Below are 26,352 nucleotides of genomic sequence, written 5' to 3' on the forward strand. Positions count from 1 at the left end.
ATGTCTGCGGCATAAAAAGAAGCGAAAATTCATATTACTGCGCGACGTACTGCGCGCTGCCGGCTGCGCAATCAATTTTTACCTGATAATGAATATCGGCGCTTTTACCGCGCACCGTCAGCGGCACGGTCCAGTGGTTATCCTGACTTTTGACCTGTTGAGGATTGATCCATGCGACCGGATCGGCCTGCCCCAGCTTCTGTTGATCGTCTGCCCAGCGGACAATACGATTTTGCAGGTAATCCCGTTTTACGCTGGCGGCGATACCTTCCGCATTTTGTCCTTCACAGACAGGAAATTTCACCGTTTTCTCACTTTTTGCCTGCGCGCCGACGCTGGCGACCAGTAGCGCGGCGACCATTACGACCCCTGTTTTGTTCATGCTCTTCTCCTGTGATTTACCACATTGACAAGCATGGACTAAAAATAGTGCTTTGCCAGTAACGCGCTGTAACAGAGGCAGATTCTGTAACAGAAGACAGACGCAAACGTTTTCGTTTATACTGCGCGCAACTTTTTCAGGGGGATGTTATGACTCGTTTAGGTACTGCGCTGCGTCCGGCAGCCACGCGTGTAATGCTGTTAGGCTCCGGTGAGCTGGGAAAAGAGGTCGCCATTGAGTGCCAGCGTCTGGGAATTGAAGTAATTGCGGTCGATCGTTATCCCGATGCGCCCGCCATGCATCTCGCGCATCGCTCGCACGTCATTAACATGCTCGACGGCGATGCCCTGCGCGCCCTGATTGCTAAAGAGAAACCGCATTTTGTGGTTCCCGAGATCGAAGCCATCGCGACCGACACCCTGCTGGCGCTTGAGGCCGAAGGCCAGCGCGTGGTGCCCTGCGCCCGCGCCGCGAAGTTGACCATGAACCGTGAGGGCATCCGTCGGCTGGCCGCCGAAGAGCTGGCGATCCCCACCTCCAGCTACCGTTTTGCCGACAGCAAAGAGGCCTTTTTACAGGCGGTGAACGAGATTGGCTACCCGTGCATCATTAAGCCCGTGATGAGCTCTTCTGGCAAAGGCCAAAGCTTTATCCGAACGGCTGAACAGCTCGATGCGGCCTGGGATTACGCGCAACAGGGTGGTCGCGCGGGAGCCGGACGGGTGATTGTTGAGGGCGTTGTGAAGTTTGATTTTGAAATCACGCTGCTAACCGTCAGCGCCGTCGACGGGGTGCACTTCTGCGATCCTATTGGTCATCGTCAGGAAGACGGCGATTACCGCGAGTCCTGGCAGCCACAGCAGATGAGTCCTCTGGCGCTGGAGCGCGCGCAGGAGATCGCCCGCAAAACAGTCTTAGCCCTGGGCGGTTATGGTCTGTTTGGCGTAGAGCTGTTTGTCTGCGGCGATGAGGTGATCTTTAGCGAGGTCTCCCCTCGCCCGCATGATACCGGCATGGTGACCCTGATATCGCAAGATCTGTCCGAGTTTGCGCTGCACGTGCGTGCTTTCCTCGGCCTGCCGGTGGGCGGAATTCGTCAGTACGGCCCGGCGGCATCGGCGGTGATTTTGCCTCAGCTTACCAGCCAGAATGTCATTTTCGACCATCTCGACGACGCGGTCGGTGCCGGTTTGCAGCTTCGTCTGTTCGGCAAGCCCGACATCGACGGATCCCGTCGCCTGGGGGTGGCGCTGGCGACCGGTGAGACCCTTGACGACGCGGTTACACGGGCGAAAGCCGCTGCCAGCGCGGTCAAAGTGGAAGGATAAAAAAAACGGGCCTGATGGCCCGTTTTTTTATGCTCTGACAGCGATTACTGCTGCGCACCCTCAACGGCTTCGCGCGCCAGTTTGGTGATACGATCCCAGTCACCCGCTTCCAGTGCATCAGCAGGAACCAGCCAGGAGCCACCGATACAAAGCACGCTTTTCAGCGCCAGGTAGTCACGGTAGTTGGCTGGAGAGATACCGCCGGTTGGGCAGAAACGAACCTGAGAGAATGGACCCGCAATTGCCTGCAGCGCTTTGGTGCCGCCGTTCGCTTCCGCCGGGAAGAATTTGAACTCTTTCAGACCGTAGTCCATGCCCAGCATCAGCTCGGAGACGGTGCTGATCCCAGGAATCAGAGGAATAGTGCCTTCGGTTGCTGCTTTCAGCAGCGGCTCAGTCAGGCCCGGGCTGATAGCAAACTGCGCACCGGCTTCGGTGACGTCGGCCAGTTGCTGCGGGTTCAGTACGGTACCTGCGCCAATGATCGCCTCGGGCACTTCTTTCGCAATGGCACGGATAGCATCCATCGCGCATGCGGTACGCAGGGTCACTTCCAGCACACGTACGCCGCCCGCGACCAGGGCTTTCGCCATCGGTACTGCGTGTTCAAGCTTGTTCACCACAATTACCGGCACAACCGGGCCCGTTTTCAGGATTGCTTCTGCACTTGTTTTCCAGTTTTTCATCAGAGTTTTTCTCTCGCCAGATCGATAATTCTTGTCGTCTTAAAACGTAATACAGGTCGCGCCCTGCTCCGCGCCGGAGAGTTTCTCGCGCAGCGCGCTGAACATTTCGCGCCCTGTGCCCACGCGCGATGCGCTCAGGTCAGGAATATGCGGCTTGCGTGCGGCAAGCACGTCTTCATCCACCAATAAGGTCAACTCACCGGTCTGGCCGTTTACGCGGATGATGTCGCCATCGTAAACCTTCGCCAACAGACCACCGTCATACGCTTCCGGGGTGACGTGGATAGCTGAAGGCACTTTACCTGATGCGCCGGAGAGGCGTCCATCGGTTACTAACGCAATTTTGAAACAGCGGTCCAATAATACACCAAGTGGCGGCATAAGTTTATGTAATTCTGGCATCCCGTTCGCCTTTGGCCCCTGATGGCGTACCACCACCACGCAGTCTCTATCCAGCAGACCTGCCTCGAAAGCAGGCAATACATCATGCTGGCTTTCAAAGACCACCGCGGGGGCTTCTATGATCTGGTTTTCTACCGGCACCGCAGAGGTTTTCATCACCGCCCGGCCCAGATTCCCACTCAGCACTTTAGTACCGCCGTGGAGAGAGAACGGTTTTTCGATGGTGGCAATGACGTTTTCATCCAGCGACGCGGTTGCGCCGTCGCGCCAGTCCAGCTCGCCATTATTCAGCCAGGGCTCCAGGGTGTAGCGCGTCAGGCCAAAGCCTGCCACGGTGTTGACGTCTTCATGCAGCAGGCCACCTTTCAGCAGCTCACGCATTAGCACCGGTACGCCGCCCGCGGCCTGGAAGTGGTTAATATCTGCCGGGCCGTTCGGGTAGAGGCGAGCCATCAGCGGCACTACTTCAGAGAGTTCGGAGAAGTCATCCCAGTTAATCACGATACCTGCCGCCCGCGCCATCGCCACCAGGTGCATGGTGTGGTTGGTGGAGCCACCGGTTGCCAGCAGGGCTACGATCCCGTTCACCACCACTTTTTCATCGACCATTTTGCCCATCGGCATCCATTCGTTGCCGTTGCCGGTAAGACGCGTCACCTGACGGGCGGCGGCTTCAGTCAGAGCCTGCCGCAGAGGCGCATCCGGTTGAATGAAAGATGAGCCCGGAAGCTGCATACCCATGAACTCCACCACCATCTGGTTGGTGTTGGCGGTACCGTAGAAAGTGCAGGTCCCCGGTGCATGGTAGGAGGCCGCTTCCGCCTCCAGCAGCGCGGCACGATCGGCTTTGCCTTCTGCGTAGAGCTGACGGACGCGGACTTTTTCTTTATTAGGTAAGCCGCTGGCCATCGGGCCTGATGGCACGAAGATTGCCGGAAGGTGACCAAAAGAGAGCGCCGCCATCACCAGGCCCGGGACAATTTTATCGCACACGCCCAGATAGAGCGCGCCATCAAACATATTATGAGACAACCCTACCGCGGCGGACATGGCAATGACTTCACGGCTCAGTAGCGACAGTTCCATACCGTCCTGCCCCTGGGTTACACCATCACACATAGCCGGAACTCCGCCAGCAACCTGCCCCACCGCATTGGCGCTGTGCAGGGCTTTGCGAATGATATCCGGGTAGCGCTCGTAAGGCTGGTGAGCCGAGAGCATGTCGTTATAGGAGGTGATAATCGCGATATTGTTACGCAGCATGCTCTTCAGCGAGGCTTTGTCTTCCGGCTGGCAGGCGGCAAAGCCGTGGGCCAGGTTGCCGCAGGCTAACTGCGAACGGTGTACCGTGTCACGCTTCGCCTGCTGGATGCGCGCGAGGTAGTCTGAACGGGTCTGTTTTGAGCGCTCAGCAATGCGTTGTGTTACCCGTAACAATGTCGGATTCATAGATGCTCCTCAATATTAATCTGTCCAGGCTCTGGGATTAACAAAGTGTTTCGCACTCTATAACATCGCGGAAACGCTTTATTGCCGGAGCTCAGGGGCAAAATCGCTTCCGGCAGTGTAATAAAAAAAGCTCCGCGGGGAAATCCACGCGGAGCTTAAATGATTAAAAATTACACCGGGCCTGAGTTAGATCATGTTACCGGTAAAATAACCCTCAAGGATTATCCTGACCTTACTCAAATTCGTTCCAGGAACGGCCATCGCGCGTGATCATCGCCACAGAAGCGACCGGACCCCAGGTGCCCGCCTGATAAGGCTTCGGCGCGTCCTGATCGGCAGCCCAGGCTTCGGTGATGGAGTCGACCCACTTCCAGGCCTCTTCCACTTCATCGCGACGCACGAACAGCGCCTGGATACCCCGCATGGTTTCCAGCAGCAGACGCTCGTAAGCATCGGCCAGATGAGTTTCGTTGAAGGTTTCGGAGTAGCTCAGATCCAGCTTGGTAGTCTGCAGGTTGTGTTTGTGATCCAGACCCGGCACTTTGTTCAGAACCTGGATATCCACGCCTTCGTCCGGCTGCAGACGGATGGTCAGCTTGTTCTGCGGCAGCTCCTGCCAGGACTCTTTAAACAGGTTCAGCTCTGGGTTCTTGAAGTAAACCACCACTTCAGAACATTTGGTCGGCAGACGCTTACCGGTACGCAGGTAGAATGGCACACCCGCCCAACGCCAGTTATCGATATCAACGCGGATCGCCACAAAGGTTTCGGTATTGCTGGATTTGTTGGCACCCTCTTCTTCCAGGTAGCCCGGCACTTTTTTACCCTGCGCAAAGCCTGCAGTGTACTGACCGCGTACGGTCTTCTCACGCACATTCGAGCGATCGATACGGCGCAGGGACTTCAGCACTTTCACTTTCTCGTCGCGAATATTGTCAGCAGAGAGATCGGATGGCGGCGACATGGCGATCATGCACAGAATTTGCAGCAGGTGGTTCTGGATCATGTCACGCATCTGACCAGCCTGGTCAAAGTAACCCCAGCGGCCTTCGATACCCACCTCTTCCGCCACGGTGATTTCCACGTGATCGATGGTGCGGTTATCCCAGTTGTTCGCAAACAGTGAGTTGGCAAAACGCAGCGCCAGCAGGTTCAGAACCGTCTCTTTACCCAGATAGTGGTCAATACGGTATACCTGACACTCTTCGAAGTATTCACCTACCTGGTCGTTAATTTCGCGGGAGGTATCCAGCGACGTACCCAGGGGTTTCTCCATCACAACGCGTGCCGGTTTGGCGTTCAGCTTCGCTTCGCCCAGACCTTTGCAGATTGCACCAAAGGTGCTTGGCGGCATGGCAAAGTAGTTGATGGTAACGCGGTTTTGCTGGTCCAGCATCTCGCCCAGGCGGGTAAAGGATGCCGTGTCATTCACGTCCAGGTTGCAGAAATCAAGACGTCCGCTCAGTGTATCCCACAAACTTTCATCGATCTTCTCCTTCATGAAAGTTTCCAGCGCTTCGCGAACGACCCTGGTGTACTCCTCTTTATCCCAGTCCGCGCGACCGACGCCCAGGATACGGGTTTCCGGATGGATCTGGCCCGCTTTTTCCAGTTGATACAGGGAAGGCAGCAATTTACGGCGTGCAAGATCGCCTTTCGCGCCGAAAATGACCAGGTCACATGCCTGGGCTGTTTGCGTTACCGCCATGTCATTCTCCTCAGTTGGATATGCTGGTGCTTTTGCCAGCATATCGTTGTAATTTTATTACAATGCACTGTACTGCTTTTACGTCATTCCCGAAACCATTAGCGCTTAACGACGCGTGCGATACGCTGTTTTTTCATCGCCTGGGCACATGCAGCACGGTAACGACTTATGAAACCGTTTAAAAATCGTCCTGGCTGCGGGAGGCTAAAACCCGACAGCGATCAAGTAATGAAAAAAAACAACAACATTTCTCAGCACGATTTGCCTTTTCCGGAAGTCACAGGCGTATATTCTTGCTAATTAGATCCATGATTTCACGTATTAATGAAATCGCTTCCACCCATGGGCGCCTTGTTAACAATGAACATGCTGGAAAAAATCCAGTTCCAACTGGAACACCTTAGCAAATCCGAGCGAAAAGTGGCTGAAGTCATTCTCGCCTCCCCCGCTCAGGCCATACACTCAAGCATTGCGGCACTTGCGCAGGGATCTGGGGTCAGCGAACCGACCGTCAACCGTTTCTGCCGCAGCATGGACACTCGCGGCTTTCCTGATTTTAAACTGCATCTGGCTCAGAGTCTTGCTAACGGCACACCTTATGTAAATCGTAATGTCGATGAAGACGATAGCGTGGAAGCTTATACCGCAAAAATCTTTGAGTCGGCTATGGCAACGCTCGACCAGGTGCGCCAGTCACTGGATATGACGTCGGTAAACCGCGCTGTAGACCTGCTTACCCAGGCGAAGAAAATCGCATTTTTTGGGCTCGGCTCATCCGCTGCGGTGGCACACGATGCCATGAACAAATTTTTCCGCTTCAACGTGCCTGTTATCTATTCCGACGACATCGTGTTACAACGCATGAGCTGTATGAATTGTAACGAAGATGACGTGGTGGTGTTAATCTCGCACACCGGTCGCACTAAGAGCCTGGTTGAGCTGGCGCAACTCGCGCGCGAAAATGATGCCATGGTCATTGCTCTGACCACCGTTGGGACACCGCTGGCGCGGGAAGCCACCCTGGCGATCACCCTCGACGTCCCCGAAGATACCGACATTTATATGCCGATGGTCTCCCGTCTGGCGCAGTTAACGGTGATCGACGTTCTGGCTACCGGTTTTACCCTGCGTCGCGGTGCGAAATTCAGAGATAACTTGAAGCGGGTCAAAGAAGCGCTCAAGGAATCGCGTTTTGATAAAGAGTTACTTATAAAGGGTGATATGCCCTAATCGTTAAAACAAGGTTGTTACTTTTTTCGCTATTCGGTAAGTTTCTGCACAGAGCGCCGAATCAATGTTCACGCAACACCAAAGTTGTTTCAGTCAACGGAGTATTACATGTCCAGAAGGCTTCGCAGAACCAAGATCGTTACCACTTTAGGCCCAGCCACCGACCGCGATAATAATCTCGAGAAAATCATCGCTGCAGGTGCCAACGTGGTACGTATGAACTTCTCACACGGCACGCCAGAAGATCATAAACTTCGTGCGGACAAAGTCCGCGAGATCGCGGCTAAACTGGGACGTCATGTCGCCATCCTTGGCGATCTTCAGGGACCGAAAATTCGCGTTTCGACCTTTAAAGAAGGCAAAGTTTTCCTCAATATCGGCGATAAATTCCTGCTCGACGCCAACCTGGGTAAAGGCGAAGGCGACAAAGAGAAAGTGGGTATCGACTATAAAGGTCTGCCTGCTGATGTGGTACCGGGCGATATTCTGTTGCTCGACGATGGACGCGTTCAGCTGAAAGTGCTGGAAGTCCAGGGAATGCGCGTCTTCACCGAAGTGACCGTTGGCGGCCCGCTTTCTAACAACAAAGGGATCAACAAACTGGGCGGCGGCCTCTCTGCCGAAGCGCTGACCGAAAAAGACAAGGCCGATATTCTTACCGCGGCCCAGATCGGCGTGGATTACCTGGCCGTCTCCTTCCCGCGCTGCGGCGAAGATCTGAACTATGCTCGCCGTCTGGCGCGCGATGCCGGCTGCGATGCGAAAATCGTCGCAAAAGTTGAGCGTGCTGAGGCGGTCTGCAGCCAGGATGCGATGGATGACATCATTCTGGCCTCTGACGTGGTGATGGTGGCGCGTGGTGACCTGGGCGTGGAAATTGGCGACCCGGAACTGGTCGGTATCCAGAAAGCGCTCATCCGCCGCGCCCGTCAGCTGAACCGTTCCGTGATCACCGCGACGCAGATGATGGAGTCGATGATCACCAACCCTATGCCAACCCGTGCGGAAGTCATGGACGTCGCCAACGCCGTGCTGGATGGCACTGATGCGGTCATGCTCTCTGCCGAGACGGCGGCGGGTCAGTATCCGGCTGAAACCGTAGCGGCCATGGCGCGCGTCTGTCTGGGTGCAGAAAAGATCCCTAGCATTAACGTCTCAAAACACCGTCTGGACATTCAGTTCGACAATGTGGAAGAGGCAATTGCAATGTCCGCGATGTACGCCGCCAACCACCTGAAAGGCGTAACCGCTATCATTACCATGACCGAATCTGGTCGTACCGCGCTGATGACATCCCGTATCAGCTCTGGTCTGCCCATCTTCGCCATGTCTCGCCATGAACGTACCCTGAATCTCACCGCACTCTATCGCGGTGTAACCCCGGTCTACTTCGACAGCAATAATGACGGCGTCGCCGCAGCTAACGATGCCGTTAATCTGCTGCGTGACAAAGGCTACCTGGTTTCCGGCGATATCGTTATTGTGACCCAGGGTGATGTGATGAGCACCATCGGCTCAACCAACACCACGCGCGTCATGACCGTCGAGTAATCTGTCGCGTTATCGTGATCTAAAAAAGCCCCTGACGGGGCTTTTTTTATTTCTTGCGATAGAGGTCGTTACGTTTGTAGGGCTGTATCTCCCCCGGCTTACGCGTCTTCAGTAACTTAAGGATCCAGGTATACTGCTCCAGATGCGGTCCCACCAGCAGTTCAACCTCTTCATTCATCCGGCGGGCGATGGTGTGATCGTCAGCGGTCATCAGGTCATCCATCGGCGGGCGCACTTCTATAGTCAGACGGTGGGTCTTGCCATCGTAAATAGGGAACAGCGGCACCACACGCGCGCGACATACTTTCATCAGGCGGCCAATTGCCGGTAACGTAGCTTTATAGGTCGCAAAGAAATCGACGAACTCACTGTGCTCAGGGCCGTGATCCTGATCGGGAAGATAGTATCCCCAGTAGCCCTGACGCACGGACTGAATGAAAGGTTTGATACCATCATTACGAGCATGCAGACGCCCCCCAAAGCGGCGTCGGACGCTGTTCCAGACGTAATCAAAGACCTTGTTTCCCTGATTGTGGAACATTGCCGCCATCTTCTGCCCCTGGGATGCCATCAGCATCGCAGGAATATCGACGCCCCAGCCGTGCGGCACCAGAAAGATGACCTTTTCGTCATGACGACGCAGCTCGTCGATAATCTCCAGCCCTTTCCAGTCAACGCGCTTTTCCAGCTTTTTTGGGCCGCGCATCGCCAGCTCTGCCATCATCGCCATCGCCTGCGGAGCAGTCGTGAACATGTCGTCAATGAGGGCTTCACGCTCTGCTTCACTCTTTTCGGGGAAGCAGTAGAGCAAGTTAATCTGCGCGCGACGACGCGCGCTTTTACCAAACTTTCCCGCCAGACGCCCTACCGCTCCCAATAGCGGATCGCGAAACGCGGCCGGAGTCAGCGCCAGGCCCGCAAATGCAAAAACACCGATCCAGGCGCCCCAGTGGCGCGGATGGCGAAAGTCTTTCTCAAACTCAGGAATGTATTCAATATTGTTTTTTCTGGTTTCCATGCTTTTTCCAGTGGCGGGTGACGCTGAAAAGAATAATGAGATAGTTTAGCGAGGCAGTGCGTAACGCACAAAAGAAAAAGCCGGCACAGTCACTGTACCGGCTTTGTCAGCAGAGAAATTAATCGATGCTGAGTTGTGGCAGCACCTGTTTCACCTGCGCCAGGTAATCGGTGCGGTCTTTACCGGTCAACCCTTCGGTACGCGGCAGTTTCGCCGTTAATGGGTTAACCGCCTGCTGGTTGATCCACACTTCATAGTGCAGGTGCGGGCCAGTAGAACGACCCGTGTTACCAGAGAGCGCAATACGGTCACCGCGCTTCACTTTCTGGCCGGGTTTCACCAGCAGTTTACGCAGGTGCATATAGCGGGTGGTATAAGTACGGCCATGACGCACTGCCACGTAGTACCCTGCTGCACCGCTACGTTTAGCGATCACCACTTCGCCATCACCGACTGACAGCACAGGCGTGCCCTGCGGCATCGCGAAATCAACGCCACGGTGCGGCGCAATACGCCCAGTTACCGGGTTCAGACGGCGTGGGTTGAAGTTAGAGGAGACGCGGAACTGTTTAGCGGTCGGGAAACGCAGGAAGCCTTTCGCCAGTCCGGTACCGTTGCGGTCATAGAATTTGCCATCTTCCGCGCGAACAGCATAATAATCTTTCCCATCTGAACGCAGTCGGACACCTAAAAGCTGGCTCTGCTCACGTTTACCGTCCAGCATTTCGCGGGACATCAGTACCGAGAACGCATCGCCTTTTTTCAGTTTGCGGAAGTCCATCTGCCACTGCATGGCTTTGATCACCGAGCTGATTTCACCGCTCGTCAGGCCGGCATCACGGGCGCTGGCAACAAAGCTGCCGCCCACGGTGCCTTTAATGGCGTTATTCACCCATTCGCCCTGCTGCATCTCACTGCTCATCTTGAAACCGTTTGCAGTACGATCGTAGGTGCGGGTTTCACGACGGGACATTTCCCAGGTCAGGCGTTGTAAATCACCGTTATCGGTCAGGGTCCAGGAGAGCTGCTGGCCAATTTTCAGATTACGCAACTCTTTATCGGAGGCAGCAAGCTGGCTGATTTCGCCCATCTCAATGCCATACTGATTAAGAATGCTGCTTAAGGTATCGCCGGTCGAAACGACGTATTCATGGACACCGGCTTCGTTTGCGGTTTTGTCATCGAGCTCATCCTGCGGGATGGCTTCCTCTTCCTGGGGGGCCTGGTCAATAGGCTCACTCGCTTCCGGCAGCAAAGAACGAATTTCACTTCGTTCAAGCTCAATGGTTTTAACGATAGGTGTCGAAACCGGGTGGTAAACGTAGGGTCGCCAGACGGCGACCGCTAAGGTGAGAACGGTAAGCGACCCCAGCATGACGCGGTGGGGCCGGGGCAAATTATTAAATGCCAGGGCGACAGAGCGGGCTATCTGTTGCACGTATTCACTTCCTCGTTAATCTCCTTTCAGGCAGCTCGCATACTGGTTCGCCAGTTGGCTGAGGAACTGCGAATAGCTCGCTTTGCTCAACTGGATATTCGTTCCTAGCGGGTCAAGGGTGCCCATGCGCACGGATGTTCCCCTTGCCACGGCTTCAACGACCGCTGGCCTGAACTGTGGCTCAGCAAAAACGCAGGTCGCTTTTTGCTCAACCAACTGTGTTCTGATTTCATGTAAACGCTGCGCACCAGGCTGAATGACAGGATTCACGGTAAAATGGCCAAGCGGCGTGAGACCGTAATGTTTTTCGTAATAGCCATAGGCGTCATGAAAAACGAAATATCCTTTACCTTTCAATGGTGCGAGCTCGGTACCTACCTGCTTATCGGTTGCGGCAAGCTGTGCCTCAAAATCCTTCAGGTTGGCGTCTAGTTTGGCTCGACTTTGCGGCATAAGTTCCACTAATTTTTCGTGGATTGCAACCGCAGACAACCGCGCTATCTCGGGTGACAGCCACAGGTGCATGTTGTACTCGCCATGATGGTGATGTGCATCACTATTTTCATCGTCACCCTCGCCGTGACCATGATCGTGATCGTGGTCCTCTGCCCCTTTCATGAGCAGCGGTTTAACACCAGACAGATCGGCGATGGCAACCTGATTAGCCGCAGGGACCTGTCTGGCAGACTTCTGCATGAAAGCTTCCATCTCAGGGCCAATCCACACAACTAAGTCCGCGTTTTGTAAGCGTTTTACATCAGATGGGCGTAAGGAGTAATCGTGTTCGGAAGCGCCATCCGGCAGTAAAACCTCGGTCTCGGTCACGCCATCGGCAATGGCGGAGGCGATAAAACCGAGTGGTTTAAGCGAAGCGACAACGGCGGCGTTAACATCTTGTGCTGCGGAACCCCACAGCGCAGCGGATAATGCTGCGAAAAGAAGCGTATTTTTATGTAACATAATGCGACTACTGTTCGTAATGAGTGTGTGGAATGTGATATTATAACATTCGATGACTTCTGCAAGCTTAAATTGACATGACTAATTTAGTTTCTCTCGAAAATGTATCGGTCTCTTTCGGTCAGCGCCGCGTCCTTTCTGACGTCTCTTTGTGCCTGAAACCCGGAAGAATACTGACGTTGCTTGGCCCCAATGGCGCCGGAAAATCCACGCTGGTTCGTGTGGTCCTCGGTCTGGTAGCACCGGACGAAGGGCTCATCAAGCGTGATGGAAAGCTGCGCATTGGCTACGTACCCCAGAAATTACATCTGGACTCCACCCTGCCGCTGACCGTAAATCGCTTTTTGCGGTTGCGTCCTGATACGCGTAAAGAGGATATCCTTCCCGCTTTAAAACGCGTGCAGGCCGGACACCTCATCGACGCCCCGTTGCAAAAACTCTCTGGCGGTGAGACCCAGCGCGTCCTGCTAGCCCGCGCTCTGCTGAATAATCCGCAGCTACTGGTGCTGGATGAGCCGACGCAGGGTGTGGATGTTAACGGCCAGGTTGCGCTTTACGATCTCATCGACCAGCTGCGTAAAGAGCTGAATTGCGCCGTGTTGATGGTCTCCCACGACCTGCACCTGGTGATGGCCAAAACCGATGAGGTGCTCTGTCTCAACCACCATATCTGCTGCTCCGGTACCCCGGAAGTGGTCTCTATGCACCCGGAATTTATCTCTATGTTCGGCCCACGCGGTGCGGAACAGCTGGGTATTTATCGCCATCAACATAACCACCGCCATGATTTGCAAGGACGAATTGTTCTGCGCCGGGGAAATGGTCACTCATGATTGAATTATTACTGCCCGGCTGGCTGGCCGGGATTATGCTCGCCTGCGCCGCTGGCCCGCTGGGTTCGTTTGTTGTCTGGCGTCGAATGTCCTACTTTGGCGATACGCTGGCCCACGCCTCGCTGCTGGGGGTGGCCTTTGGCTTGCTGCTGGATGTTAATCCATTCTATGCGGTCATCGTTGTTACCCTGCTGCTGGCAGCCGGTCTGGTCTGGCTGGAGAAGCGACCTCACCTCGCGGTGGATACCCTGCTGGGAATTATGGCCCACAGCGCGCTATCCCTGGGCCTGGTCGTGGTCAGCCTGATGTCCAATATTCGTGTCGATCTGATGGCCTATCTCTTTGGCGACCTGCTGGCCGTGACGCCAGAAGACTTAATCTCCATCGCCATCGGGGTGGTTATTGTCCTCTCCATCCTCTTCTGGCAATGGCGGAATCTGCTGGCCATGACCATCAGCCCGGACCTGGCCTTTGTCGATGGCGTAAAATTGCAGCGCGTGAAGCTGTTACTGATGCTGGTCACCGCGCTTACTATTGGTGTGGCAATGAAATTTGTCGGGGCATTAATTATCACCTCGCTGCTGATCATTCCGGCGGCGACTGCGCGCCGTTTTGCCCGCACGCCGGAGCAAATGGCGGGTGTCGCCGTTGTTGTGGGGATGGTTGCGGTTACGGGCGGGTTAACGTTCTCGGCCTTTTACGACACGCCTGCCGGGCCGTCGGTGGTGCTGTGCGCGGCGCTGTTATTTATATTCAGCATGATGAAAAAACCCGCCAGCTAGGCGGGTAGGGCCCCTCTCCCGCCGGGAGAGGGAGAAGCCTCACGGCATGGCGGGTGGGGTGATACCAAAGTGATTCCACGCCCGTACCGTCGCCATTCGCCCACGCGGCGTACGCTGTAAAAAGCCCTGCTGAATCAGATAGGGCTCCAGCACGTCCTCAATCGTTTCGCGCTCTTCACCAATAGCCGCCGCCAGGTTATCCAGCCCTACCGGGCCGCCGAAGAATTTATCCAGCACCGCCAGTAGCAGCTTCCGGTCCATATAATCAAAACCTTCCGCATCGACGTTAAGCATATCCAGCGCCTGGGCAGCGATGTCGGATGAGATCGTCCCATCGTGCTTGACCTCAGCAAAGTCACGCACGCGGCGCAGCAATCGGTTGGCGATACGCGGCGTTCCGCGGGAGCGTTTGGCGACTTCGAAAGCCCCCTCCTCGCTCATCTCCAGCCCCATGTACCGCGCGCTTCGACCCACGATGTGCTGCAGATCCGCGACCTGGTAAAACTCCAGACGCTGCACAATGCCAAAGCGGTCGCGCAGTGGTGAGGTTAATGATCCCGCACGGGTGGTGGCACCAATAAGGGTAAAAGGCGGTAAATCGATTTTAATGGAGCGCGCGGCCGGGCCTTCGCCGATCATGATATCGAGTTGATAATCCTCCATCGCCGGGTAGAGCACCTCTTCTACCACAGGGGATAAGCGGTGGATCTCATCGATAAATAAGACGTCATGTGGCTCAAGGTTAGTGAGCATGGCCGCCAGATCGCCCGCTTTTTCAAGCACCGGGCCAGAGGTGGTACGCAGATTCACCCCCATTTCGTTAGCAACGATATTGGCAAGTGTGGTTTTACCTAGCCCCGGGGGACCGAAAATGAGCAGATGATCGAGGGCATCTCCGCGCAGTTTCGCCGCCTGGATAAAGATCTCCATTTGCGAACGAACCTGAGGCTGGCCAATATACTCGTCCAGTAACTTTGGGCGGATTGCGCGATCCACTGCATCTTCTGTCTGAACGCTGCCTGCCGACACCAGACGGTCTGCTTCAATCATCCTTTACCTCACAATGCCGCGCGTAGCGCTTCACGAATCAGAGTTTCACTGTTGGCGTCCGGCTTCGCGATTTTACTCACCATGCGGCTCGCTTCCTGAGGTTTATAGCCCAGCGCCACCAGCGCGGCAACCGCTTCCTGCTCGGCATCGTCGGTTACAGGTGAGCCCGGAGAAGTAAGCACCAGATCTGCCGCCGGCGTGAACAGGTCGCCATGCAGCCCTTTGAAGCGATCTTTCATCTCAACGATCAGACGCTCCGCGGTTTTCTTCCCGATGCCCGGAAGTTTAATCAGCGCCGCAGGATCTTCGCGCTCCACGGCATTCACAAACTGCTGGGCTGACATGCCGGATAAAATAGCCAGGGCCAGCTTCGGTCCGACGCCGTTGGTTTTAATCAGTTCGCGGAACAGGGTACGTTCTTGTTTGTTATTAAAGCCATACAGAAGCTGAGCGTCTTCTCGCACCACAAACTGAGTAAAGACAATCGCCTCTTTGCCTGCGTCCGGCAGTTCGTAGAAGCAGGTCATCGGCATATGGACTTCATAGCCCACGCCTCCCGCTTCGAGCAGTACTAACGGGGGTTGTTTTTCAATGATGATGCCTCTGAGTCTGCCTATCACGTGACGCTCCTGCGTTAAGGGCTAAAAATTTCTGCTGCCATAATAAAAAAAGGCTGGATAAACATCCAGCCTGATTTGTCATTATCGTAACCTGCCTCGCGCCAGATTGAGCCGCGACTCGCTCATTTGCACGGCGTTCTGGCTAATATGGCAATGCGTAATCGCAATGGCCAGCGCATCGGCGGCGTCGGCCTGCGGATTAGCGGGGAGCTTTAGCAGAGTGCGCACCATATGTTGCACCTGGCTTTTCTCCGCGCTACCTATACCCACCACCGTCTGCTTGACCTGCCTCGCCGCGTATTCAAATACCGGCAAGTCCTGGTTCACCGCCGCCACGATGGCGACACCGCGTGCCTGACCGAGCTTTAACGCCGAGTCGGCGTTTTTCGCCATAAAAACCTGCTCAATGGCGAAATAGTCGGGCTGGAACTGAGTGATGATCTCCGACACGCCTGCGTAGATCAGCTTCAGGCGTGACGGGAGATCGTCCACTTTGGTGCGGATACAACCGCTGCCGAGATAGGTTAACTGGCGTCCCACCTGACGAATAACGCCATACCCGGTGATGCGTGAGCCAGGGTCAATCCCAAGAATAATCGACATCACGCCTCTCCTGTAATGGGTTTACACGCTCTCATCAGAGCGTCGCTGCAACCTCATCAGAGATTTCACCGTTGTGATACACTTCCTGCACGTCGTCGCAGTCTTCGAGCATGTCGATCAGACGCAGCAGTTTTGGTGCAGTTTCCGCATCCATGTCGGCCTTGGTAGACGGGATCATAGAGACTTCAGCGTTGTCCGCTTTCAGGCCAGCCGCTTCCAGCGCATCGCGCACGGCACCCATCTCTTCCCACGCGGTATAAACGTCGATAGCACCGTCATCGAAGGTTACGACATCTTCCGCACCCGCTTCCAGCGCAGCTTCCATAATCACGTCTTCGTCGCCTTTTTCGAAGGAGATGACGCCTTTTTTGCTGAACAGGTAAGCCACGGAGCCGTCGGTACCCAGGTTGCCACCGGTTTTGGTGAACGCATGGCGCACTTCGGCAACGGTACGGTTACGGTTGTCGGACAGGCATTCCACCATGACCGCCGTACCGCCAGGACCGTAACCTTCATAAATGATGGTTTCCATGTTCGCGTCTTCGTCACCGCCCACGCCACGTGCAATAGCACGGTTCAGGGTGTCACGCGTCATGTTGTTGGACAGCGCTTTATCAATAGCGGCACGCAGACGTGGGTTAGAACCCGCGTCGCCACCGCCCAGACGTGCCGCTGTTACCAGCTCACGAATGATTTTGGTAAAGATCTTACCGCGTTTGGCATCCTGTGCCGCTTTACGGTGTTTGGTGTTGGCCCACTTACTATGACCTGCCATAAAAAGTTCTCCAAAAATCGCGCCTTCTCAGGCAGCGTTAATTACAAATTCTTCAATCGCCTGCCGGTTGCTCCACGACTTGGTCAGTGCAGCGGCTTCCGTCGCATTGACCCAGCGGTAGGTCAGGTGTTCGGTGAACACAATCTCCCGTTCGCGGGGGAGCGCGAGACAGAACCAGGATTCTGTATTGCGCTCGGTACCCGGCGCATAGCGATGACGTAAATGGCTAAAAATTTCAAACTCCACCGTGCGCTGACAGTCCTTCAGGGTCAGTTGCTCGCAAGCAACATCGATGGCGACCTCTTCCTTTACTTCGCGCGCGGCGGCCTGCAGCGCGGTTTCTCCCGCCTCCAGGCTGCCGGTAACCGACTGCCAAAAAGCGGGATCATCGCGCCGCTGCAACATCAGCACCCGCTTCGTGTCCTGGGCATAAATGACAACTAAGACAGAAACGGGACGCTTGTATGCCATATCAGTTTTTCTCTTCCTTTTTCACCACTTCGATGCCGAGCTCAGCCAGAGAGGTCGGGTTGGCGAAGCTTGGCGCTTCCGTCATCAGACAGGCCGCGGCGGTGGTTTTCGGGAAGGCGATAACATCACGGATGTTATCAGTACCGGTCAGCAGCATGGTCAGACGGTCGAGACCGAAGGCCAGACCTGCATGCGGCGGCGTACCGTATTTCAGGGCGTCCAGCAGGAAGCCAAACTTCTCGCGCTGCTCTTGCTCTTCAATGCCGAGGATACCGAACACCGTCTGCTGCATTTCACCGCGGTGAATACGCACGGAACCGCCGCCCACTTCATAACCGTTAATAACCATATCGTAGGCGTTGGCAATGGCCGTTTCCGGCGCAGCTTTCAGCTCGTCTGCGGTCATCTCTTTCGGTGCGGTGAACGGGTGGTGCATCGCGGTCAGGCCGCCTTCGCCGTCGTCTTCAAACATCGGGAAGTCAATTACCCACAGCGGCGCCCATTTGGATTCGTCGGTCAGGTTCAGGTCTTTGCCAACTTTCAGACGCAGTGCGCCCATCGCGTCGGCAACCACTTTCTTGTTGTCCGCGCCGAAGAAGATCATATCGCCATCTTGTGCGTCTGTACGCGCGAGGATCGCTTCCACGATGTCAGCGTTCAGGAATTTCGCCACGGGGCTTGTGATCCCTTCGATGCCTTTCGCCCGCTCGGTTACTTTGATGTACGCCAGCCCTTTGGCCCCGTAAATCTTAATAAAGTTGCCGTAATCGTCGATCTGCTTGCGGCTGAGTGCGGCACCACCTGGTACACGCAGGGCAGCCACGCGACCTTTTGCATCATTAGCCGGGCCCGCGAATACCGCAAACTCAACCTCTTTCACCAGGTCCGCCACGTCCACCAGCTCCATTGGGTTACGCAGGTCTGGCTTATCGGAACCGTAACGACGCTCTGCTTCGGCGAAGGTCATGATCGGGAAGTCGCCGAGATCGACACCTTTCACGTCCTGCCACAGACCGCGCACCAGCGCTTCCATCACTTCACGCACTTGTTCAGCCGTCATGAAGGAGGTTTCGACGTCGATCTGGGTAAATTCAGGCTGGCGGTCAGCACGCAGGTCTTCGTCGCGGAAACATTTTACAATCTGATAATAACGATCGAAGCCTGACATCATCAGCAGCTGTTTAAACAGCTGAGGGGACTGCGGCAGCGCGTAGAATTTGCCTTTATGGACGCGGGAAGGAACGAGGTAGTCACGCGCGCCTTCCGGGGTCGCTTTGGTCAGCATCGGGGTTTCGATATCGAGGAAACCGTGATCGTCCATAAAGCGACGCACCAGGCTTGTGATCTTGGCGCGCGTTTTCAGGCGCTGAGCCATCTCCGGGCGACGGAGATCCAGGTAACGGTATTTCAGACGCGCTTCTTCAGTATTGACGTGGTTGGAGTCGAGCGGCAGCGACTCTGAGCGGTTAATGATAACCAGATCGGACGCCAGCACTTCTACTGCCCCCGTTGCCATCTCCGCGTTGACGTTTTTCTCGTCGCGCGCACGCACGGTACCGGTGACCTGAATGCAGAACTCATTACGCAGTTCAGAGGCCAGTTTTAACGCATCCGCGCGATCCGGATCGAAGAACACCTGCACAATGCCTTCACGGTCGCGCAAATCGATAAAGATAAGGCTACCAAGATCACGACGACGGTTGACCCAACCACACAGGGTAACCTGCTGCCCGACATGGGTCTGACGCAGCTGCCCGCAATATTCTGTACGCATGAGATATCCCTTAACTTAGCCGACGGCTAAATGTTGCCTGTGATGCAGGCTACTATGTCGCAGCTTTTTGTATGTCACAACTGGATGAAAAAAGGCGGCTATTATACTGGAAATTCCGCCGGACGATAAGAGCGAAGCACGGCCAGAAGCGCGATTGCTGCTCGCATCTTGCATATTCTCACAAAAATTAACAAAAATATCAGACCTGGAACAGGCCTCCACAGCGTAAGGTGTAGCGAAGCTATTTATTTGACTGGAGAAATTATGTTGAATCTCGACGCCACCAAAACCGCCCTTGTCGTGATTGATTTACAGGAAGGGATCCTGCCGTTCGCCTGAGGTCCTTACACGGCGGACGATGTGGTCAGTCGTAGTGCGCGTCTGGCCGACAAGTGCCGGGCCAGCGGGTCACCGGTAGTGATGGTACGCGTCGGCTGGTCTGCCGATTTTGCCGAAGCGCTGAAACAACCGGTAGATGCGCAGGCTCCGGCGCACGCCCTGTCCGATAACTGGTGGACTTACCCGGTTGCACTGGGTAAACGTGACAGTGATATCGAGGTGACCAAACGCCAGTGGGGCGCATTCTACGGCACAGATCTGGAACTGCAGCTGCGTCGTCGCGGTATCGACACCATTATTCTGTGCGGCATCTCCACCAACATCGGAGTGGAATCAACCGCACGTCATGCCTGGGAGATGGGCTTTAACCTGATTATCGCCGAAGACGCCTGCAGTGCCGCCTCAGCAGATCAACACCAGGGCAGCATGACGAACATCTTCCCGCGCATTGGCCGCGTGCGTAGCACCGACGAGATCCTTAGCGCGTTATGATCTATCTGGGCCTGCCCCAATGGTCGCACCCGAAATGGGTGCGGCTGGGTATCACCAGCCTTGAGGAATATGCTCGCCACTTTAACTGCGTGGAGGGCAATACGACGCTATACGCCCTGCCCCGGGCGGAGATTGTTGAACGCTGGCGTGAGCAGACGACCGATGATTTCCGCTTTTGCTTCAAGTTTCCATCCACCATTTCACACACCGCTGCACTGCGCAACTGCGACGATCTTACAGCGGAATTTTTTACCCGTATGGATCCCCTGGCGAACCGTATCGGTCAATACTGGCTCCAGCTCCCGGCAACATTTGGCCCGCAGGGGCTGCCGGCGCTGTGGCACTTTCTCGATACCCTGCCCAAAGCCTTTACTTACGGAGTGGAAGTGCGCCATCCTGCGTTCTTTAATAAAGGCGAGACGGAAAAGGCGCTCAACCGGGGGTTACATGAGCGCGGCGTGAATCGCGTGATCCTCGACAGTCGTCCCGTACACAGTGCCGTACCTCACAGTGAAGCCGTTATCGACGCCCAGCGGAAAAAACCGAAGGTGCCGGTGCATGCCGTGGTGACCGCCAGCAACCCGATGGTGCGCTTTATCGGCAGCGATAATATGCAGCAAAACCAGCAGATGTTCGCCGTCTGGCTGCAAACATTAGCGAAATGGCAGCAGACCACCACCCCCTATCTGTTTCTGCATACCCCGGATATTGCCCAGGCCCCTGAACTGGTCGATGCTCTCTGGCAGGCCTTGCAGGACGCGCTTCCGGGCCTGGGTCCTGCCCCTGCCATCCCACAACAATCTTCTCTTTTCTAGCCGCACCCCCTATCATAGAAGTGCCATCTGCCAGATAACAGGGAGTTTGTATGGTCAGCGCGCTGTATGCGGTTTTGGGTGCGTTACTGTTAATTAAGTTTTCGTTCGATGTTGTGCGTCTGCGGATGATGTATCGCGTCTCCTGGGGCGACGGTGGGTTTTCTGAGCTGCAAAGCGCGATTCGTGTGCATGGGAATGCCGTGGAGTACATCCCGGTTGCCCTGATCATGCTGCTTTTTATGGAAATGAACGGCGCTGAGACGTGGATGGTGCACGTTTGCGGTTTGTTGCTGATTGCCGGTCGCCTGATGCATTACTACGGCTTTCACAATCGGTTGTTCCGCTGGCGTCGCTCAGGCATGAGCGCCACCTGGTGTTCGCTTTTGCTGATGGTGCTGGCTAACCTCTGGTATATGCCGTGGGAGTTGGTTTTCTCCCTGCATTAGCGCACAATACGCCCCTTTATTTTTCCCGGATTTTAACGTTATGTCAGATCGCGACACGCTTTTTTCTGCGCCTATCGCCAGTCTGGGCGACTGGACCTTTGATGAACGGGTGGCTGAAGTCTTCCCGGATATGATTCAGCGCTCAGTGCCCGGTTACTCTAATATCATCTCCATGATCGGCATGCTGGCGGAGCGTTTTGTTCAGCCTGACACGCAGGTATACGATCTGGGTTGCTCGCTGGGCGCGGCTACGCTGTCGGTTCGTCGTAACGTTAATCAGCCAGGCTGCAAAATTATCGCCGTGGATAATTCCCCGGCCATGGTTGAGCGCTGTCGCCGCCACATCGACGCCTGGAAAGCCTCCACGCCGGTGGAGGTCATTGAGGGCGATATCCGTGATATCGAAATTCATAATGCCTCCATGGTGGTACTGAACTTTACGCTGCAGTTTTTAGAGCCCGCCGATCGTCAGCTGCTGCTGAATAAGATCTATCAGGGGCTTAACCCGGGCGGCGCCCTGGTGCTGTCAGAGAAATTTAGCTTCGAAGATGCCAACGTCGGTGAACTGCTGTTCAACATGCACCACGATTTTAAACGTGCCAACGGCTATAGCGAGCTGGAGATCAGCCAGAAACGTAGCATGCTGGAAAATGTGATGCTGACCGATTCGGTCGAAACGCATAAGGCTCGCCTGCGCAGCGCAGGTTTTGAGCATAGCGAGCTGTGGTTCCAGTGTTTTAACTTTGGCTCTCTGGTGGCACTGAAAGGCGGCGAAGCGGCATGATTGAATTCAGTAATTTTTATCAGCTGATTGCAAAGAATCACCTTTCCCACTGGCTGGAGACCCTGCCCGCTCAAATCGCCACCTGGCAGCGCGACCAGCAGCATGGCTTGTTAAAGCAGTGGTCTAACGCGGTGGAGTTTTTGCCTGAGCTTACGCCTTACCGTCTCGACTTGCTGCACAGCGTTACGGCAGAGAGCGAAACGCCGTTAAGCGCCGGGCAGACGAACCGGATCGAAACCCTGCTCCGTAACCTGATGCCCTGGCGTAAAGGGCCCTTCTCGCTCTATGGGGTGGACATTAATACCGAATGGCGTTCTGACTGGAAGTGGGATCGCGTTTTGCCGCACCTGTCTGACCTGTCAGGCCGCACCATTCTTGACGTGGGCTGCGGTAGCGGCTATCACCTGTGGCGCATGATTGGCGCCGGCGCGCATCTTGCGGTCGGTATCGATCCTATGCAGCTGTTCCTCTGTCAGTTCGAAGCGGTGCGAAAACTGTTGGGTAACGATCAGCGCGCGCATCTGTTGCCGTTGGGTATTGAACAACTGCCTGCCCTGAAAGCCTTCGATACGGTCTTCTCGATGGGGGTGCTTTACCACCGTCGCTCCCCGCTGGAACATCTGTGGCAGCTGAAAGATCAGCTGGTCAACGGGGGTGAACTGGTGCTGGAAACACTGGTAATTGAAGGTGATGAGAACGCGGTGCTGGTGCCAGGCGACCGCTACGCACAGATGCGAAATGTCTATTTCATTCCATCCGCGCTGGCGCTGAAAAACTGGCTTGAGAAGTGCGGCTTCGTGGATGTGCGTATCGCCGACGTCTGCGTAACCTCGACCGAAGAGCAGCGTCGTACCGACTGGATGATTACTGAGTCGCTGGAGCAGTTCCTGGATCCGGCTGACCAGAGCAAAACGGTGGAAGGCTATCCTGCGCCGATGCGTGCAGTACTGATTGCAACGAAGCCGTAATCTCTCCTCAATCAGGGCAAGCGAGGCGGCTAACGCCGCTGCGGCCTGAAATATGCAGGAGAAAAAAAGGCCCCTGTGTAAAAGGCAGGGGCCTGGTACAAAGAAGCATCATATTGGGCGACATGATGCGGCGGTAAAAACGTTGCTACACGTGATAACGGTCAATAATCGCTTTCATTACCGCAACCGACTCTCCATCAACGCTATAGCGGGAGTACTCATCCGCCTCGGCATCCGTCGACATAGACAACCCTGTATTGCGATAACGCATGGGCGAGGGTATCCATTTACCCGCTGAGCTATGCAGCTCCTTCACCCCTGCGTCGAGAAACTTATGCAGATTGCCGGCGCGCACGCCTGCCCCTGCCATGATTATTGGAACACCAGATCGGCCATTAAGTTCCGTAATTAATGAAAGACCTTTTTCTGCGGATGCTTGCTGCCCCGAGGTGAGGATCCGTGTGACGCCGAGTTCCGCCAGCTTTTCATAAGCTTGTCGTGGATCGGCACACATATCGAAGGCGCGATGAAATGTTACCGCCATCCCCTTCGCAGCCGCCATCAACTGGCGCATTGCCGGCATATTGACTTCGCCATCTTCATTGAGCAGGCCAATCACCACCCCCGGAAAGCCCAGCGCGTTGATATGCGCCACATCGTCCAGCATGGCGCTCAGCTCGCCTGAGCTGTAACAGAAATCGCCGCCGCGGGGACGGACGATGGGATGAACCGGAATAGTGACGGTCTCACGCACCGATTTCAGTACGCCATAAGAGGGGGTTAAGCCCCCCTCTTTCGGTGCCGCGCAGAGTTCGATGCGATCGGCCCCCTGTTGCTGTGCGGTCACGGCGCACTCCATGCTGTAACAGCAGATCTCCAGCACTGCCATGATTCCTCCTTAAAACATCATGAATACGGCATCATGCCATGCCCGAACAGGCCGGACACGGCGGTCGCTCACAAACTTCTACGCGTTATGCTTCGCTGGCGACGATCTGCTCGATAGTCCAGGGGTGAAACTTCACCGTCACGCTACCGTCCGTCACCGCCAGGGTGGGATTCGGCAGGCGCTCGCGCTCCCCTTTGGGTGAACTGCATTTCACAAAAATCCCCGGCTGGCTTAACCCCTCGTCAGAGAGCAGCGCCAGCGCGCGGGCATTCAGGCCGTCGGGGTCGCCGGGCAGAACGATCTCAATGTGCTCCCACCCTTCATGTGGATAGCGCTTCTCACCCGGCCATGGCAGCTCCACCACCTCAAATTGCCAGTGGGCGACGCAGACGGGCTCATGCAGTTTAAACAGGCAGATTGGGCGGCCATTAATGATGTTTTCTGAGAGCAGCTCGCCGCACTGCTCAAAACCTCGACGCCAGCGCTCGGCGGTGGCATTCTGGTGACAGCGCAGGGAGATATGGTCTGCCGCCAGCGGAGCGATCTCCAGCCCCAGGCGTTGAGTCAGCGCGTGAAAATCGCGGGTAAAGCGCGGCAGGTCGGTGCGGATGTCCTGCAGTTCGTCAATGGATTGCCAGTTCGCCATTATTATTACTCGTCCTATCGTACAAAACGGTTAATTTACTCTGTTGCGCGCCGCCCACCAACCGCTGATTTGTCCGGTGCTGACGGCAAGAGGCAATTGCAGTATACTCCCGGCCTCATTCTTAAACTGGCGCGGATGGTTGGTCTGCCGCAGCAAAAAAGTAAGGTATCCAGGTGAATATTCAGGCACTTCTCTCAGATAAAGTCAGTCAGGCACTGATTGCCGCAGGCGCGCCTGCGGATTGCGAACCTCAGGTTCGTCAGTCAGCTAAAGTACAGTTTGGCGACTATCAGGCAAATGGCGTGATGGCCGTAGCTAAAAAACTGGGCATGGCGCCGCGACAACTCGCAGAGCAGGTACTCACTCATCTGGATCTTGACGGTATCGCCAGCAAAACTGAAATTGCCGGACCGGGCTTCATCAATATCTTCCTCGACCCGGCCTTCCTTGCCAGCCACGTTGACGCGGCGCTGAAATCTGACCGTCTGGGCGTAAACCAGCCGGCAGCGCAAACCATCGTGGTGGACTACTCGGCCCCTAACGTGGCGAAAGAGATGCACGTAGGCCATTTGCGCTCCACCATCATCGGTGATGCGGCCGTGCGTACGCTTGAGTTCCTGGGCCACAAGGTAATCCGCGCTAACCACGTTGGCGACTGGGGTACCCAGTTCGGGATGCTCATCGCTTATCTCGAGAAGCAGCAGCAGGAAAACGCCGGTGAAATGGCGCTGGCGGACCTGGAAGGTTTTTACCGCGAAGCGAAAAAACACTACGACGAAGACGAAGCCTTCGCCGAGCGCGCGCGTAGCTACGTTGTTAAGCTGCAGGGCGGCGACGAGTACTTCCTGCAGATGTGGCGCAAGCTGGTGGACATCACCATGTCCCAGAACCAGATCACATACGACCGCCTGAATGTGACCCTCACCCGCAAGGATGTGATGGGTGAAAGCCTCTATAACCCTATGCTGCCAGGCATTGTGGCCGATCTGAAGGCCAAAGGGCTGGCGGTCGAGAGCGAAGGTGCGACCGTGGTCTTCCTTGATGAGTATAAAAACAAGGAAGGCGAACCTATGGGCGTCATCATCCAGAAGAAGGATGGCGGCTATCTCTACACCACCACCGATATCGCCTGCGCCAAATATCGCTACGAAACGCTGCATGCGGACCGCGTTCTTTATTACATTGACTCTCGCCAGCACCAGCACCTGATGCAGGCGTGGACTATCGTGCGTAAAGCCGGTTACGTGCCGGACTCCGTACCGCTGGAACACCACATGTTCGGCATGATGCTGGGTAAAGACGGTAAGCCGTTCAAAACCCGCGCTGGCGGTACGGTGAAGCTGGCCGATCTGCTGGACGAAGCGCTGGAGCGTGCGCGCCGTCTGGTGGCGGAGAAGAACCCGGACATGGCGGCGGACGAGCTGGAAAAACTGGCTAACGCGGTCGGTATCGGCGCGGTTAAATATGCGGATCTCTCCAAGAACCGTACCACGGACTATGTGTTCGACTGGGATAACATGCTGGCCTTCGAAGGCAATACGGCTCCTTACATGCAGTACGCCTATACCCGCGTGCTCTCCGTATTCCGTAAAGCGGCAGTGGATGAAGCGGCCCTTGCCGCCGCAGCGGTAGTCATCTCTGAAGATCGTGAAGCCCAGCTGGCAGCACGCCTGCTGCAGTTTGAAGAGACGCTCTCTGTGGTCGCCCGTGACGGTACCCCGCACGTGATGTGCTCATACCTGTATGACCTGGCTGGCCTCTTCTCTGGCTTCTACGAACACTGCCCTATCCTCTCTGCCGAGAGCGAAGCCGTGCGTAACAGTCGCCTGAAGCTGGCGCAGCTTACGGCGAAGACCCTGAAGCTGGGTCTGGACACCCTGGGCATCGAAACCGTCGAGCGCATGTAAAAAAAT

General features: G+C 55.6%; 25 protein-coding genes and 1 pseudogene. 11 read left to right on the forward strand and 15 right to left on the reverse strand.

Features of this window, described 5'->3' with window-relative positions:
* Window positions 1-34 precede the first annotated feature (34 nt).
* On the reverse strand, window positions 35-382 hold the full coding sequence (gene yebF, locus B3511_RS11685) for a protein YebF (RefSeq protein ID WP_286782458.1): 348 nt from the start codon (window positions 380-382) through the stop codon (window positions 35-37).
* 149 nt (window positions 383-531) lie between these two features.
* On the opposite strand from yebF, the gene purT reads away from it, so the two are divergent.
* On the forward strand, window positions 532-1,710 hold the full coding sequence (purT, locus tag B3511_RS11690; protein ID WP_286782459.1) for a formate-dependent phosphoribosylglycinamide formyltransferase: 1,179 nt from the start codon (window positions 532-534) through the stop codon (window positions 1,708-1,710).
* A gap of 44 nt (window positions 1,711-1,754) precedes the next feature.
* Here purT and kdgA read toward each other — a convergent pair whose 3' ends face one another.
* The 3 genes from kdgA to zwf form a co-directional block, all read right to left on the reverse strand.
* Window positions 1,755-2,396, reverse strand: coding sequence for a bifunctional 4-hydroxy-2-oxoglutarate aldolase/2-dehydro-3-deoxy-phosphogluconate aldolase (kdgA, locus tag B3511_RS11695; RefSeq protein WP_040075141.1), 642 nt, complete (start codon window positions 2,394-2,396; stop codon window positions 1,755-1,757).
* A 39-nt stretch (window positions 2,397-2,435) separates the two neighbouring features.
* The gene (edd, locus tag B3511_RS11700) at window positions 2,436-4,247 is read right to left on the reverse strand and encodes a phosphogluconate dehydratase (protein WP_286782461.1); all 1,812 of its coding nucleotides are present in this window, start codon (window positions 4,245-4,247) and stop codon (window positions 2,436-2,438) included.
* Between the two features lie 232 nt (window positions 4,248-4,479).
* On the reverse strand, window positions 4,480-5,955 hold the full coding sequence (gene zwf / locus B3511_RS11705) for a glucose-6-phosphate dehydrogenase (protein WP_040075139.1): 1,476 nt from the start codon (window positions 5,953-5,955) through the stop codon (window positions 4,480-4,482).
* A 360-nt stretch (window positions 5,956-6,315) separates the two neighbouring features.
* On the opposite strand from zwf, the gene B3511_RS11710 reads away from it, so the two are divergent.
* Complete coding sequence (locus B3511_RS11710) at window positions 6,316-7,185, forward strand: MurR/RpiR family transcriptional regulator (protein ID WP_046885109.1); 870 nt, start codon at window positions 6,316-6,318, stop codon at window positions 7,183-7,185.
* A gap of 108 nt (window positions 7,186-7,293) precedes the next feature.
* Window positions 7,294-8,736: a pyruvate kinase gene (pyk, locus tag B3511_RS11715; protein WP_046885108.1), complete on the forward strand. Its 1,443-nt coding sequence runs from the start codon at window positions 7,294-7,296 to the stop codon at window positions 8,734-8,736.
* 46 nt (window positions 8,737-8,782) lie between these two features.
* Here the strand turns inward: pyk and lpxM are convergent, their stop codons facing one another.
* The 3 genes from lpxM to znuA all read right to left on the reverse strand — a co-directional run bounded on the left by lpxM (window position 8,783) and on the right by znuA (window position 12,152).
* Window positions 8,783-9,754 carry a lauroyl-Kdo(2)-lipid IV(A) myristoyltransferase gene (gene lpxM / locus B3511_RS11720; RefSeq protein ID WP_040075134.1) on the reverse strand — a complete coding sequence of 324 codons (972 nt, stop codon included), beginning with the start codon at window positions 9,752-9,754 and terminating at the stop codon, window positions 8,783-8,785.
* A gap of 118 nt (window positions 9,755-9,872) precedes the next feature.
* Window positions 9,873-11,192 (reverse strand): murein DD-endopeptidase MepM, encoded by a 1,320-nt coding sequence (gene mepM, locus B3511_RS11725; protein WP_286782464.1) that lies wholly within the window; start codon window positions 11,190-11,192, stop codon window positions 9,873-9,875.
* A gap of 15 nt (window positions 11,193-11,207) precedes the next feature.
* Window positions 11,208-12,152 carry a zinc ABC transporter substrate-binding protein ZnuA gene (znuA, locus tag B3511_RS11730; protein ID WP_286782466.1) on the reverse strand — a complete coding sequence of 315 codons (945 nt, stop codon included), beginning with the start codon at window positions 12,150-12,152 and terminating at the stop codon, window positions 11,208-11,210.
* Between the two features lie 77 nt (window positions 12,153-12,229).
* On the opposite strand from znuA, the gene znuC reads away from it, so the two are divergent.
* Window positions 12,230-12,985 carry a zinc ABC transporter ATP-binding protein ZnuC gene (gene znuC / locus B3511_RS11735; protein WP_040075130.1) on the forward strand — a complete coding sequence of 252 codons (756 nt, stop codon included), beginning with the start codon at window positions 12,230-12,232 and terminating at the stop codon, window positions 12,983-12,985.
* Window positions 12,982-13,767 carry a zinc ABC transporter permease subunit ZnuB gene (gene znuB, locus B3511_RS11740; RefSeq protein ID WP_040075128.1) on the forward strand — a complete coding sequence of 262 codons (786 nt, stop codon included), beginning with the start codon at window positions 12,982-12,984 and terminating at the stop codon, window positions 13,765-13,767. Before znuC ends, znuB begins: the two co-directional genes overlap by 4 nt.
* A 39-nt stretch (window positions 13,768-13,806) precedes the next feature.
* On the opposite strand, the gene ruvB is transcribed toward znuB, so the two are convergent.
* The 6 genes from ruvB to aspS form a co-directional block, all read right to left on the reverse strand.
* The gene (gene ruvB, locus B3511_RS11745) at window positions 13,807-14,817 is read right to left on the reverse strand and encodes a Holliday junction branch migration DNA helicase RuvB (RefSeq protein WP_040075127.1); all 1,011 of its coding nucleotides are present in this window, start codon (window positions 14,815-14,817) and stop codon (window positions 13,807-13,809) included.
* A gap of 8 nt (window positions 14,818-14,825) precedes the next feature.
* Complete coding sequence (ruvA, locus tag B3511_RS11750; RefSeq protein WP_040075126.1) at window positions 14,826-15,437, reverse strand: Holliday junction branch migration protein RuvA; 612 nt, start codon at window positions 15,435-15,437, stop codon at window positions 14,826-14,828.
* A gap of 81 nt (window positions 15,438-15,518) precedes the next feature.
* Window positions 15,519-16,040, reverse strand: a complete 522-nt coding sequence (gene ruvC / locus B3511_RS11755) for a crossover junction endodeoxyribonuclease RuvC (RefSeq protein ID WP_040075124.1) — start codon at window positions 16,038-16,040, stop codon at window positions 15,519-15,521.
* A 34-nt stretch (window positions 16,041-16,074) separates the two neighbouring features.
* Window positions 16,075-16,815 carry a YebC/PmpR family DNA-binding transcriptional regulator gene (locus B3511_RS11760; RefSeq protein ID WP_040075122.1) on the reverse strand — a complete coding sequence of 247 codons (741 nt, stop codon included), beginning with the start codon at window positions 16,813-16,815 and terminating at the stop codon, window positions 16,075-16,077.
* 27 nt (window positions 16,816-16,842) lie between these two features.
* Entirely contained in the window at window positions 16,843-17,286 is a 444-nt protein-coding gene (gene nudB, locus B3511_RS11765; protein WP_040075121.1) for a dihydroneopterin triphosphate diphosphatase, read from the reverse strand.
* 1 nt (window position 17,287) lies between these two features.
* Window positions 17,288-19,060, reverse strand: coding sequence for an aspartate--tRNA ligase (aspS, locus tag B3511_RS11770; RefSeq protein ID WP_207291967.1), 1,773 nt, complete (start codon window positions 19,058-19,060; stop codon window positions 17,288-17,290).
* Window positions 19,061-19,324: 264 nt separating this feature from the next.
* Between aspS and B3511_RS11775 the strand changes: the two are divergent.
* From B3511_RS11775 to cmoB, 5 genes and pseudogenes are all read left to right on the forward strand, one after another.
* Window positions 19,325-19,891: pseudogene (locus tag B3511_RS11775) on the forward strand (hydrolase).
* Window positions 19,888-20,706, forward strand: coding sequence for a DUF72 domain-containing protein (locus B3511_RS11780; RefSeq protein ID WP_040075117.1), 819 nt, complete (start codon window positions 19,888-19,890; stop codon window positions 20,704-20,706). The pseudogene B3511_RS11775 and the gene B3511_RS11780 overlap by 4 nt, the downstream one beginning before the upstream one ends.
* A gap of 50 nt (window positions 20,707-20,756) precedes the next feature.
* Window positions 20,757-21,152 (forward strand): MAPEG family protein, encoded by a 396-nt coding sequence (locus B3511_RS11785; protein WP_040075115.1) that lies wholly within the window; start codon window positions 20,757-20,759, stop codon window positions 21,150-21,152.
* 40 nt (window positions 21,153-21,192) lie between these two features.
* Window positions 21,193-21,936, forward strand: coding sequence for a carboxy-S-adenosyl-L-methionine synthase CmoA (cmoA, locus tag B3511_RS11790; protein ID WP_040075113.1), 744 nt, complete (start codon window positions 21,193-21,195; stop codon window positions 21,934-21,936).
* Window positions 21,933-22,904 carry a tRNA 5-methoxyuridine(34)/uridine 5-oxyacetic acid(34) synthase CmoB gene (gene cmoB, locus B3511_RS11795; protein ID WP_207291970.1) on the forward strand — a complete coding sequence of 324 codons (972 nt, stop codon included), beginning with the start codon at window positions 21,933-21,935 and terminating at the stop codon, window positions 22,902-22,904. Before cmoA ends, cmoB begins: the two co-directional genes overlap by 4 nt.
* Before the next feature lie 145 nt (window positions 22,905-23,049).
* On the opposite strand, the gene cutC is transcribed toward cmoB, so the two are convergent.
* Both cutC and B3511_RS11805 read right to left on the reverse strand, forming a co-directional pair.
* On the reverse strand, window positions 23,050-23,793 hold the full coding sequence (cutC, locus tag B3511_RS11800) for a copper homeostasis protein CutC (protein ID WP_286782472.1): 744 nt from the start codon (window positions 23,791-23,793) through the stop codon (window positions 23,050-23,052).
* 85 nt (window positions 23,794-23,878) lie between these two features.
* A complete protein-coding gene (locus tag B3511_RS11805; RefSeq protein WP_286782474.1) occupies window positions 23,879-24,439 on the reverse strand; it encodes a VOC family protein in 561 nt (186 codons plus the stop codon).
* Window positions 24,440-24,612: 173 nt separating this feature from the next.
* On the opposite strand from B3511_RS11805, the gene argS reads away from it, so the two are divergent.
* Entirely contained in the window at window positions 24,613-26,346 is a 1,734-nt protein-coding gene (argS, locus tag B3511_RS11810; protein WP_207291972.1) for an arginine--tRNA ligase, read from the forward strand.
* The last annotated feature ends 6 nt before the right edge of the window (window positions 26,347-26,352 follow it).

Source organism: Leclercia sp. UBA1284 (assembly GCF_002308415.1).
Taxonomy (GTDB): domain Bacteria; phylum Pseudomonadota; class Gammaproteobacteria; order Enterobacterales; family Enterobacteriaceae; genus Enterobacter; species Enterobacter pneumoniae.